This window comes from Paenibacillus canaveralius (genome assembly GCF_047238265.1).
GTDB lineage: Bacteria > Bacillota > Bacilli > Paenibacillales > NBRC-103111 > Paenibacillus_F.
The window spans coordinates 5,688,544-5,700,628 of sequence record NZ_JBDFMM010000001.1 but is presented as its reverse complement, the minus strand read 5'-3'; the positions used below and the strand labels follow the sequence as shown (position 1 = coordinate 5,700,628).

General features: G+C 52.0%; 8 protein-coding genes. 7 read left to right on the top strand and 1 reads right to left on the bottom strand.

Annotated elements, in window-relative coordinates; all coding sequences use genetic code 11:
• Positions 1-16 precede the first annotated feature (16 nt).
• The 4 genes from ABC395_RS25725 to ABC395_RS25710 all read left to right on the top strand — a co-directional run bounded on the left by ABC395_RS25725 (position 17) and on the right by ABC395_RS25710 (position 7,830).
• Entirely contained in the window at positions 17-3,430 is a 3,414-nt protein-coding gene (locus tag ABC395_RS25725) for a response regulator (RefSeq protein ID WP_413006548.1), read from the top strand.
• Positions 3,431-3,472: 42 nt separating this feature from the next.
• Complete coding sequence (locus tag ABC395_RS25720) at positions 3,473-4,687, top strand: ATP-binding response regulator (protein WP_413006547.1); 1,215 nt, start codon at positions 3,473-3,475, stop codon at positions 4,685-4,687.
• Positions 4,688-4,996: 309 nt separating this feature from the next.
• Positions 4,997-6,772, top strand: a complete 1,776-nt coding sequence (locus ABC395_RS25715; protein ID WP_413006546.1) for an HSP90 family protein — start codon at positions 4,997-4,999, stop codon at positions 6,770-6,772.
• Positions 6,769-7,830, top strand: a complete 1,062-nt coding sequence (locus tag ABC395_RS25710) for a hypothetical protein (protein ID WP_413006545.1) — start codon at positions 6,769-6,771, stop codon at positions 7,828-7,830. Before ABC395_RS25715 ends, ABC395_RS25710 begins: the two co-directional genes overlap by 4 nt.
• Before the next feature lie 27 nt (positions 7,831-7,857).
• Here the strand turns inward: ABC395_RS25710 and ABC395_RS25705 are convergent, their stop codons facing one another.
• Positions 7,858-9,009: a GIY-YIG nuclease family protein gene (locus ABC395_RS25705; RefSeq protein WP_413006544.1), complete on the bottom strand. Its 1,152-nt coding sequence runs from the start codon at positions 9,007-9,009 to the stop codon at positions 7,858-7,860.
• 194 nt (positions 9,010-9,203) lie between these two features.
• Between ABC395_RS25705 and ABC395_RS25700 the strand changes: the two genes are divergently transcribed.
• From ABC395_RS25700 to ABC395_RS25690, 3 genes are all read left to right on the top strand, one after another.
• Positions 9,204-10,580, top strand: a complete 1,377-nt coding sequence (locus tag ABC395_RS25700) for a metallophosphoesterase (protein WP_413006543.1) — start codon at positions 9,204-9,206, stop codon at positions 10,578-10,580.
• A 431-nt stretch (positions 10,581-11,011) separates the two neighbouring features.
• Positions 11,012-11,353, top strand: a complete 342-nt coding sequence (locus ABC395_RS25695; RefSeq protein WP_413006542.1) for a zinc ribbon domain-containing protein YjdM — start codon at positions 11,012-11,014, stop codon at positions 11,351-11,353.
• 170 nt (positions 11,354-11,523) lie between these two features.
• A complete protein-coding gene (locus ABC395_RS25690; RefSeq protein WP_413006541.1) occupies positions 11,524-12,042 on the top strand; it encodes a GNAT family N-acetyltransferase in 519 nt (172 codons plus the stop codon).
• Positions 12,043-12,085 lie beyond the last annotated feature (43 nt).

Below are 12,085 nucleotides of genomic sequence, written 5' to 3'. Positions count from 1 at the left end.
GGCAGGGTGGAAAGGCATGAACATTAAACTGAAGGTGTGGCTGGGAACCGCCGTTTCGATCCTTGTTATAGGCGGCTTAACCGCGATGGCCTGCGTATTTTTAGACGGAGTGTTTTTGACTCTTGCTTTGATTTTAGGAGTATTCGGCCTGACTGCGGGCATTTATCTAATTGTAGGCGTTCACCGGGGAATCGACAAAGGCATGCACCGGGTCTCGCAGATCGTCGGGGACATGGCTCAGGGTACGGTAGATCCTTCGGACCGTTCCGCCGAAGCGGGGGACGAGTTCGGACAACTGGCGCAGTCTTTCCGCTCTCTCGCGGTGGATTTGTACAACAAAACCGAAGAAGAGCGCATCCTGCGCCTCGAAGCGGAGGAGCAGGCGTGGATCAACGTCCATGTCACGGAGATGGCGATCCTGCTGCAAGGGTCCGTTCAAATCGATACGGCTTCGCGGATATTCATCGGCAAGCTGGCTTCGTGCGTACAAGCGGCCTACGGGGCGCTCTATGTACAAAAAGACGGCCTGCTGCATTTCGCGGCCGGCTACGCTTACGATGATACGGCGGCGGAGAGGCGGCAGCCGATCGCTTTGGGCAGCGGCCTTGTCGGCCAGTGCGCCTTGGATAAACAGACGATTGTACTGCAGGACCTTCCGGACGGTTATGTAAAAATTCATTCGGCGCTGGGCGATACGAAGCCTGCGGCGTTAATAATCGTTCCCGTCTGCTATGAAGATGAAGTCGTTGCCGTTATCGAACTGGCTTCTCTGCGCGATTTTACGTCCAAGGAACGCCAGTTGATCGATCAGACCGGCGCGAACATGGGGATTCTGCTTAATACGCTGGCGGATGTGGTACGGATCGGCGAGCTTCTGAAAGAAACCCAGCTGCAGAAGGAAGAGCTGGAGGCTCAAACCGAGGAACTTCAAGCCCAGACGGAAGAACTGCAGGCACAGACCGAAGAATTGCAGATGCAGGCGGAGGAGCTCGAAAGCCAGACGGAAGAGCTGCAGGCGCAGACCGAAGAACTCCAAATGCAGGCGGACAACCTGCACACGTCCAACGAGCGGCTCCAGGAAGAGATGAAACTTACGGAGCTTCAGAAAGAGGAAATCCGTCAGCAGGCGGATGAACTGAGAACACAGGCAGAGGAATTGTTTGAGTCCAACAAACAGCTCCAGGAGCAGATGGAACTGACCGAACTGCAGAAGACCGAGATCGCCGAGCAGGCCGACGAGCTTAAAGAACAGGCGGAAGAGCTGCTTGCCTCCAATGAGAATCTGAAGCAGCAGGTCGAGCTGACCGAACGGCAGAAAGTCGAAATCAAAGAGCAGGCCGATGAAATTTTCATGGCGGCTCAGTATAAATCGGAATTCCTTGCGAACGTTTCGCACGAACTGCGGACACCTCTTAACAGTCTGCTGATTCTCTCTCAAATCCTAGCGGAAAACAAGGAAGGAAATCTCCACTCCAGGCAGCTTGAATACATTCATACCATTTTCTCGGCAGGGAAGGACTTGCTTACGCTGATTGACGAGATTCTGGATCTGGCGAAGCTTGAAGTGGGCAAAATGACGGCGGTCGTCGAACCGACCTACCTGAAAGATGTCAGCAGCCATTTATACCGACATTTCGAACAGCAGGCACGGGAGAAAAATATCCATTTCGACATACACAGCGACAGACGGCTTCCCGAAAGCATCCTGACGGACGGCCACAGACTGCAGCAAATCTTGAACAACCTGCTGTCCAATGCGCTGAAATTTACGGAAAAAGGGGCCGTCACGCTTTCCATTCAAACGGCCACCGCTCCATCCGGCGGCGCGGACGGATCCGCCGCCGAGGAAGTCGTCTTCTCCGTCACCGATACGGGAATCGGCATTCCCGCCTCGAAGCTGGAAAGCATCTTCGAGGCGTTCCAGCAGGCGGACGGCACGACCAGCCGCAAATACGGCGGCACGGGTCTCGGCCTGACGATCTGCCGGGAGCTGGCAGGGCTGCTGGGCGGCCGGATCGAGGTCCGCTCGGAGGAAGGGGAAGGGAGTACCTTCTCCCTTCATCTGCCGGCTTCTCAGCCGGAGACGGCCGGTTCCCAGGCCGCGGCGGCGGCCGACACTACGTCCGCCGCGTCCGAGCAGGCTAAGCGCGGGAGAAGCAGCTTCCAGGAGTCCTTCGTCCCGGATATCTCCATCTCGAATCCGAAGCTGCTCCAGCTCGCGGAGCTGGAAGACGACCGCGACAACTTGCAGCCGGGCGATACGCTGCTGCTGATTATCGAGGAGGACGCGGAATTTGCGTCCACGTTGTTGAACCTGGCGCGGCAGCGAAACTTCAAGGCCATCGTCGCTTCCCAGGGAGACCAGGGGCTGGCCTTGGCTCACGCGTACAAGCCGGATGCGATTCTGCTCGACATCCAGCTTCCCGTGCTGGACGGCTGGTCCATTATCAGCCGCTTGAAAGGACGCCCGGAGCTCAGACATATTCCGATTCATGTCATTTCGACGGCCGAAGAGAATCAGCAGGGACTGGCCATGGGGGCGCTCGCCTTCTGGAAGAAGCCGAACGATGTCCACGAGCTGGAGGCAGCCTTCCTGCAGATCGAATCCTATATCCGCAGGCGTACCAAGAGTCTGCTCATTGTAGAAGACAATCCGGTTCTGCGCAGCAGCTTGGTCGCTTTTATCGCTCATCCGGACGTGAATGTCGTCGCGGTCGCAACGGGCCGGGAGGCGCTAGAGCAGCTGGCCTCCCATCATTTTGACTGCATGGTGCTCGATCTGGGCCTGTCCGATATTTCCGGCTTCGATCTGCTTGAACAAGTCAAGACTAACCGTAAGCTTCAGACGCTGCCGGTTATCATTTATACGGGTAAGGAATTGAGCAAGCAGGACGAACAGCGCCTCCACCATTACGCGGAAAGCATTGTAATCAAGAACGTAAGGTCCATGGAAAGGCTGTATGATGAAACGGCTCTGTACCTCCACCGTAAACATGCCGATCTGCCTGCGGACAAGCAGCAGCTTATTGAGAAGCTTCATAACCCGGAGGCGGCGTTCCAGGACAAGAACATTTTGCTGGTTGATGACGATATGCGAAATATTTTTGCTTTGTCCAGTGTGCTAGAAGGGTATAACATGAATATAAAGTTTGCCCAGAACGGCAAAGAGGCTTTGAGCATTCTCGGGGATCATCCCGAAGTCGATCTGGTTTTCATGGATATCATGATGCCTGAGATGGACGGTTACGAGACCATGAGAGAGATTCGCAAAATGCCGGAGTTCGAGAAGCTCGTTATCATCGCGCTGACCGCAAGGGCTATGGACGAGGACCGGGTCAAATGCCTGCAGGCGGGCGCCTCCGATTATATCTCGAAACCGATAAATACCACACAGTTAGTCAGTATGCTCAAGACCTGGTTGATCACCTAGATCACTTACCGGATCCGTGCGAGCTTGTTACGGGGGATTAGAATGGAGTATCCGATTCGCATTTTATTGGTCGATGACCGGCCGGAAGATTTTCTCACCATACAAGCGCTGCTGGTTGATACGCCTTATCAGTTAATCCGGGCATCCTCCGGGATGGAGGCTTTGAAGTTTCTGCTGGAAAGCGAATATGCCCTCATCATTATGGACGTCCTGATGCCGGACATGAACGGGTTCGAAACGGCGGAACGTATCAAGAGACGCAAAAAGTCGGAGGATATTCCGATTATTTTCCTGACTGCTCTTACCCCGGAAGTCGAAGATTATATGAAAGCTTATACGGCGGGCGGAATCGATTATTTGACGAAGCCTTTCCATTCCGACGTGTTAAGAAGCAAGATCGAAGGTTTTGTACGTTTGTACAAAGCGCGCAAAGAGCTTCAGATCAAAACAAACGAGCTTCAGCGGCAAACCCTGGAGCTGGAAGAAGCCAACCGCGTGCTGACCCAGCTTAAGGAAACGGCCGAGGTCGCCTCGAGGATCAAATCCGGTTTTCTGGCCATGATGAGCCACGAAATCCGCACCCCGCTGAACGGCATCCTTGCCTTATCGGATATATTAAGGGCATCGGATTTAAAGCAGGACGATGCGGAAATGGCCGAGATAATCCATACGAGCGGGCACGCTCTGTTATCCGTCATCAACCATATCCTCGATTTCACCAAGATCGAATCGGGCAAGATGGAGCTGGACTATGAGCCGTTCGATCTGACGATCTGCCTGAAAGAAACGATGGACCTGTTCCGTGCTCTTGCCCGCGAGCGCAACCTCCGTCTGGAGGCGCACATAGAGCCGGGAATTCCCAAGATCCTTATCGGTGATTCCAACCGGCTGAGACAAGTGCTGAACAATCTGATCGGAAATGCGGTCAAGTTTACGGAGACCGGCAGTGTTAAGGTAATGGTGAGTCAAAAAAGGGTCGATGATAATCTGATCACCCTTGAGTTTATCGTGGAGGATACCGGAATAGGCATTCCCGCAGATAAAATGAATCACTTGTTCCAGCCCTTTACGCAGATTGACGCCACCATCAGCCGGAAATTCGGCGGCACGGGCCTCGGCTTGTCGATCTGCAAAACACTGGTCAATTTGATGGGCGGAACCATCTATGCCCGGTCGAACGTGGCAAAAGGAGCGGTCTTCGTATTCACCATCCAGGCCGGCATCCCTGCGGACACGCTAAGCAATCCATCCCGTTGAAAAAGCACCCCTTACATGTTCACGGTTGTCCCGGAGAGGGAACGGTCGTGATCGGGTAAGGGGTGCTTTCTTTTTGCCGGAGTAAGCCGGGTTGATTTAGGGTCGTCCCGCGAAGAGTTACTCCTGCGGAACACATGGGATCGGTATGCAGCGAAAGTTTATTTTATTTAATTCAAATAAATAAGGGTAATTGAATTTAAAATAAACTCTAAATACAGCTAATTTTTATCTACACGCCTAATTTTACAATTTGGTATACTAATTTTAACCAATTTGTGACTATAAAAATTTTAAAGGGACGATGAAACGATGAATTTTCAGGTTAATTTACAAGGTGTCATTGACTTGCTGTCGAATCACCTTTACTCCGATCCGGGGGTCTTTATCAGGGAATTGCTTCAGAACGGCGTAGACGCCGTGACGGCAAGAAAACGACTCGGACAGGAGTTTAAAGGAGAAGTAAAAGTAGAGGTATTTTCTTCAAATACGATTTCTTTCTCCGACAATGGCTGCGGCTTAACGGAAAAGGAGATCGAGCAATTTCTCGCTAAGATCGGGAGCTCCACCAAACGGGTGGATCAGGATCTTGCAGACGACTATATCGGACAATTCGGCGTCGGTCTTCTGTCCTGTTTTGTAGTCAGCGAAGAGATCGTACTGATTACCCGTTCGTCAAATGGCGAGGGGGACTCTTTGGAATGGCGGGGCAAGCCGGACGGCACCTATTCGATCAAAAAATTAGAGCGCCAAGTTCCCGTAGGGACTACGGTATATTTGAAAGCGAAAACGGATTACGAAGAGTATTTCGAGTTTTACCGGTTGAGAGAGTTATTGGAGAAATACGGAGAATTTCTGCCGACACCGATTATATTGTCCGAAGACAGCTACGAAGTGAGCATCAACACGTCCAGCCCGCCGTGGGATATGGACAAACAAGAAGCAATGGATTTTGTAGAGGAAACGGCCTATTCCAGACCCATGGATGTAATTTCGCTCCGTTCAGTCATCGGGGGTGTCAAGGGGATCGCTTCGATCCTGCCTTATGCGGTAAGCCTGCAGGATGAGAAAAAACATCGTGTTTATTTGAAAGGCATGCTTTTGTCCGATAAAATGAGCAATGTTTTGCCGCCTTGGGCTTTTTTTGTGAACGGGATTATTAACACGGAAAATTTACGGCCCACGGCTTCACGGGAGTCTTTCCAGGAAACCGAGCTGTTTTTTAGCGTAAGAGATGAACTTGGAGAGTGCATCAAGAACTACTTGATCGAATTATCCCAGGAGAATCAAGAGCTGTTTAAACGCATCGTACTGGTACACTATGCTTCTATCAAAACGATGGCTGTTGAAGATGAAGAGCTTTACGAGCTTTTTATCCGGCACTTGAGTTTTGAAACTTCGTTCGGCGATCTTAAAATGGCGGAAATTCTTGAAAGACATACCCATCTGTTAGTGGCGCCCACTCTGGATGAATTCCGGCAGGTAGCGCGGGTGGCTAAGGCGCAGGACTTGATGGTTATCAATGGCGGGTTTGTTCATGACTTGGATCTCGTACTGAATCTGCGCAGCGTTGTGGACGATATTTCCGTGGATGTTCTGGATATTTTGGAATTCGCAAACCGGTTTAAAGAGCTGAGCGTCATGGAGAAACAAGAAACCCGGCCTTTTCTTGATTATTCCAATGAAATACTCCGGAATTTCCAGTGCCGTTCCGTAGTCAGATGGTTTGAGCCTGCCGATATTCCGGTTCTCTACAATACGAATCAGGAAGTCAATTTCTTTAAGCTGGCGGAAGAGAGCGAGAAGGAAGCGAACCCTCTATTCGCCGAAGCCGTGCGCGTTGTCAAAAACGAGCTGTATGATCAACCCTTTGCGCGGCTTTGTTATAACTACAACAATCCCATCGTCCGGAAGGCCATGGAGTCTAGCGACTTGGAAGCCCAGAAAGCTTGTATCGAACTGCTTTATACCCAAGCCCTGCTGCTGGGGAACCATCCTTTAAGCCCGGCGGAGCTTTCCATGATGAACCAATCGTTGTTTCATTTCATGAATATGGGTTTGGACCGGATGCCTGAGGTCGGACAATGAAGAACCGTTTCGATGAATTAAGACGCGGAAGCTGGAGCATGCCGGACGGGAAACAAAAGCTGGCGGTTATGGAGGAAATGATTCGTATAGCCGATCTGTACATGACGGAAGAAGACTCTTACCACGTCCGGATGAATTACACGTCGGCTGCCATGGATGCGGGCTTTTCGGAAAAAATGTTAATCTCGTTTGCCTGGTGTGTAGCCAAATTCGATAAAAATCCGGGGAGATATTCGCATTTTGATTTACTCTGGCATTATAAATGGATTCTGGACAGCGTATGGAGAATACCCGAAATTACGTTTGAGCAGATGGAGCGGATGTTCGAGGATTTTAAAGAAAGATGTGTCCGGTACGGGTATAATTTGCGAGCCTACCACCAGAAGAGGGTAAACTTGTTTATCTCGCTTGGGATGCTGCAGGAGGCGGCCGAGTCCTACAAGCTGTGGAGATCGACGCCGAGGGACTCACTGGCGGACTGCCAAGCCTGCGAACAGAACTTATTCGGAGAATTTTCATTTAAAATGAATCATTTAAAAAGAGGCATGCAGGCCGTGAAGCCCATTCTGGAAGGCAGGATGAGGTGCGGATCGGTTCCGCAGAATACGTACAGCCTGATTATTATGCCTTTGCTGAAATTAAAAGAGTATGACAGAGCCGTCTCAATTGCGAAAAAGGCCGTCCGTGAACTCGAAGGCCCGCAATATTTGGAGGAGTACGGGGTTTTCCTGGAGTTCTTCACGATAACGGATATGGCTAGGGCGACAAAACTTTATGAGCAGACGATAAGATACGGCCTCGAGAGCAAAATAGGCTGGTCCCGGCTGCAATATTTTTACTCGGTCCGCTTGTTCCTTAAAGAGTGGGGAAAGACGAAGCGAAGGAAAAGGCTGGCCGAATCAGACCGCGTTACGTTGCCCTGGATCGACCATGAAATCGCAAAGCTGACCGAAGCGTTCAACCGCAGAAACGGAAGCCCTTACGTGAATGAATTTCTTGTGGAAAAGCAAAAACATACCGAGAGGCTCGTTGCGGCTTACCGGAACAACAGCCAGTAAGAAATTCGGGATTCGCATAAAGAAGGTTCAAGCGTCGGGGCCGTCCGGGTCCCCGGCGCTTTTTTGCGCGCGTACATAGCCCGCAACCAACTCTTCAACTGCTTCTCCAAGCTCGTCTTCATGCCCGGGAACGAGCCAATGTCCGGGAACGATCAGGTAGCTGCGGGCGTTTCCCTGCAGAAAGCTGTAAAGGATTTGTGCTTCGTCAATATCGTGCCGGCTGATTTTGGGGCGGGGAGACGGCGGTTCTTCCGGGCGGAAGACAGTCAGAATCGCAGAACGTATCCCCGCGTGGAGTCCGTGCGGCGCTGCCTGTCCGGTCTGGTCCCCGCAGGGAGCCGCGACTTTGGTATCCCGCACAATGCGGTTCCCTTTAACGAGGATAAGCTTAGCCTCCCGTTCGTTAACGGGTTCAAGGATGACGATGTTCCGATCTTCTTCGGCAAACCCGATCACCTTCTCCCCCCGGATCAGGGAACCGACGGTTTTTATCACGTCCCGGTATTTGGCGGCGGCTTCGAAGTTGTGATTTTCGGCCGCTTCCATCATCCGCCGTTCCAGATCCTGCAGAACAACCGGAGAGTTCCCGGCGAGGGAAGAAATGATTTTATCTAGGATGGCGTTATAAGTTCTTACGGCGTCCTCCCTGCCCGTGCACATTCCTATGCATAAGCCGAGAGAGTGATTGAGACAGGGCGAGTGCTTGGCGTAAGGACTGCTGCAGAGTATCCGGTAGCTTTCCCGGAGTCCTTGGACGGCTTTTTCCACCGTACTTCTGCTCGTGTAGGGCCCGAAAAAAAGATCGGTCTCCTGCCCGGCAGGGTCGTTCGTAATGTCGATACGGCGGAGACCCTCCCGGCTGCTCCGGATGACCAGATACGTATAGGCGAGAGGATTTTTCATTTTTTTATTGTATAAAGGCTTCAGTTGTTTGATTAACCGGCACTCCAGCATGAAGGCCTCGAATTCCGTATCCGTCAGACGGATCTCGAAATCGCGGATGTTGCTTATGAGCCGTTTGACTTTGGGAGTATGGGCTTTGGAATGCTGAAAATAGGTTTGGACCCTTTTCTTGAGAGATTTGGCTTTGCCCACATAAATGATATGGCCCAGGCGGTCTTTCATTAAGTAAACGCCGGGTGTTAAGGGGAGGTTTTTTACCTTTTCCGCGAGATTCATAGAAATCCCTCCATTGCTCTTGCTCAGCCCTGTCATTATATCAAATGCCTGATCGGACAGAAAGCGCGGCGGACACGGGAGACCGGGATCCAAGGAAGATAGGGAAATTAATCTGCCCCAAATAAAATGTTAATATTTACCAAACACTTCTTTGCTAGGATGAAGTGATTTCATTCTTGGTTGAAGGGGTGTGTATGATGTACAAATTCAGCAGCAAGTCCAAGTGGCTCGCCGTGCCCATGGCTGTTTTCATGGCGGCGGCCGTCGTTTTACCGGGAGCGGGCGCGGGGGTTCTGGGAAGCTCCGCGGCGGCCGCGGCAGGCACCAAGACTCCGGCGGCTTTGGCGCTGACGTTCAACGGGGATGCCAAAACCTCGCAGGGCTTCGCCTGGTATACCGATCCCGCCGTCACCGGCACGAAGCTGCAGGTGGTGGAATCGTCTCTCGTTACCGGCGGCGTATGGCCGGGTAGCGGCGTCCTCTCCTTCGAGGGAAGCACGGCGCCGATCCAGGTTTATCAGTCGAGCTCGGACAAGAGTGCGGGCAAGAAGACCGCTTACGCCGATCATAAGGTGACGGCTACGGGTTTAAAGCCGGGCACCCAGTACACGTACCGCGCGGGAGACGGTCAGGAGGGCAACTGGAGCGAGACCGGCACGTTCAAGACCGAGGAACAGGGCGGAGGAGCGTTCACGTTCCTCTACACGACGGACCCGCAGGGTACGACCGAGCGGGAATACGCGACCTGGAACCACACGCTGGAGGAAGCGGTCAAGAAGTTTCCCGCGGCCCGTTTTATTACGGTCACGGGGGATCTGGTCGACAACGGGGACATCGAGAATCAATGGTTCTGGCTGCTGGGCAAGCCTCAGGCCATTCTGAAGAAGACACCTCTCGTGCCCGCGCTCGGCAACCATGAGGGCAAATCCAACAACAACTTCTGGTACCACTTTAACCTGCCGAACACCTCTAATACGGGAGCGAAACCGGAAGGATCGGTATACGCCTTCGATTACGGCTCCGCCCGTTTCCTGGTCATCAATACCGAGTACAATGAGGCGAAAGGAACCGACACTGTGTACCGGAAACAGGAAGAGTGGCTGAGAGCGGAAGCGGCCAAGACGGATAAGAAATGGAAGATCGTCTTGTTTCACAAGTCTCCTTATTCCGTGGCGAACCATACCTCTGACAGCGATGTGCTGTTCTTCCGCAAGAAGCTTACGGCTTTATTCGATGAAATCGGAGTCGACGTCGTGCTGAGCGGTCACGATCATACGTATACGCGCACCTATCCGATGTACAATAACGTGCCGCAGAAGGACACGGCGGTGGACAAAGACGGGAACCTGATTAAACCGAAGGGAACCCTCTATCTGGTCAGCAACGCCGCCGGAGACAAAAGGTACACGCCGAAGTCGGGGCCGTTCCCTTTTGCGTTTAAATACGGCCAGCCGGGCAAGGAAATGTTCACGGGCATTACCGTGGCAAACGACAAAATTTCGTTCCAGGTGTATACGACGACGGAAACGGGCGCGACTGCTCTGTACGACCAGTTCGGCATCGTCAAATAAGACTCGAATCCGGTCCGCAAGCCAAGCTTGGCGCAGTACTGCAGCGGAGGCGGTTAGCCCGGCAGGCGCCTGACAACGGCCCGGCCGTAACGCTTTTGGGGAGTTACAGGGTCACGGGAAGTTCCGCCGAATGGGATTCGGGGCGGGGCTTCTTTTTTATCGGGACTTGCCCGCTGATGCTTGCTGTTTGGGTTACGGCTGCCGTTATCCCGGTTCTATTCAGGGAATATGACTGCATGTTATAGGGGAAAGTAAGGAACAGGAAATCTGCTGGGATTACCGTTATTTTGTTTTTCTTCAAAAAGTAGTGAAGACCCGGCTCCGGACGAATCGCTTAAGGCGGGCGAACCGCGGAATGTTTGTCAGGACGAGGAGAGTATGGCAGAATATAAGGATAGAAGGTACTGACCAGCGAATGGAGAACAGAACTTATGTCCAATCTGCCAAACTGTCCGGCATGCAATTCCGAATATACATATGAGGACGGGAACCTTCTGGTTTGTCCGGAATGTGCCCATGAATGGAATTCCGAATCCGAATCCGGGAACGGGGAAGAAGAAAAGGTCGTTAAAGACGCCAACGGCAATGTTTTAAAGGACGGCGATTCCGTCTCCGTCATCAAAGACTTGAAAGTTAAAGGAAGCTCGTCCGTTCTGAAAATAGGCACCAAGGTAAAAAACATCCGTCTCGTGGACGGAGACCATGATATCGATTGTAAAATCGACGGCTTCGGAGCCATGAAATTAAAGTCGGAGTTCGTTAAAAAAATTTAATGCGCAAATAGAGCGCACAAACAAGCCTGTAGCAGGAAGCCCTCTGACTTGGAGGGCTTTATTTTTGCATCACCGCAACCGGGCGGTCCATCGGGACGGACGGACGGGCGTAGTACCTTCAAAAAAATCTTAACTTTAAGATACATGAGACAGCGAAAGGAAGAAGACTTATGAACAGGGAATCGTTTGACGAAGTATTTGAATTAATGGAGGCTTCTTTTCCCGATACGGAAATAAGAACTTATGAAGGGCAGCGGAGGCTGCTTGATCATCCCGCTTACCGGCTTAACGTAAGCCGGAACGAGAACGGCGATATTCTCGCTATTATGGGAGTCTGGGAATTCGAAGCGTTTCGTTTCGTGGAACATATTGCGGTCAACCCGAACATGAGGGGAGGAGGCATAGGCGGAAAAATGATGACAGCCTATACGAGCGGCTCCGAGACCCCCGTTGTACTTGAAGTAGAACCGGCGAACGACACCGATTCCAAACGGAGAATTGAGTTTTACGAGCGCCTCGGCTTTCATTTGAACGCTTTCGATTATTTTCAGCCCCCCCTCAGGGAAGGGCAGCCGGAGCTTGCTCTGCAAATCATGAGTTATCCCGGTCCGTTGAGCGAAGAACAATTTCAGCCGTACAAAAAGGTGCTGATGGCCGAGGTCTACAAACAGCCCGCATCCAGCCGGTAAGCCGACATCGTGGTCGGTCCGGCAGTCGATTTGAGCCTGCACG

Coding starts and splice junctions, on each gene's coding strand:
- ABC395_RS25725 (WP_413006548.1), top strand. CDS start 17: ATGAACATTAAACTGAAGGTGTGGCTGGGAACCGCCGTTTCGATCCTT.
- ABC395_RS25720 (WP_413006547.1), top strand. CDS start 3,473: ATGGAGTATCCGATTCGCATTTTATTGGTCGATGACCGGCCGGAAGAT.
- ABC395_RS25715 (WP_413006546.1), top strand. CDS start 4,997: ATGAATTTTCAGGTTAATTTACAAGGTGTCATTGACTTGCTGTCGAAT.
- ABC395_RS25710 (WP_413006545.1), top strand. CDS start 6,769: ATGAAGAACCGTTTCGATGAATTAAGACGCGGAAGCTGGAGCATGCCG.
- ABC395_RS25705 (WP_413006544.1), bottom strand. CDS start 9,009: ATGAATCTCGCGGAAAAGGTAAAAAACCTCCCCTTAACACCCGGCGTT.
- ABC395_RS25700 (WP_413006543.1), top strand. CDS start 9,204: ATGATGTACAAATTCAGCAGCAAGTCCAAGTGGCTCGCCGTGCCCATG.
- ABC395_RS25695 (WP_413006542.1), top strand. CDS start 11,012: ATGTCCAATCTGCCAAACTGTCCGGCATGCAATTCCGAATATACATAT.
- ABC395_RS25690 (WP_413006541.1), top strand. CDS start 11,524: ATGAACAGGGAATCGTTTGACGAAGTATTTGAATTAATGGAGGCTTCT.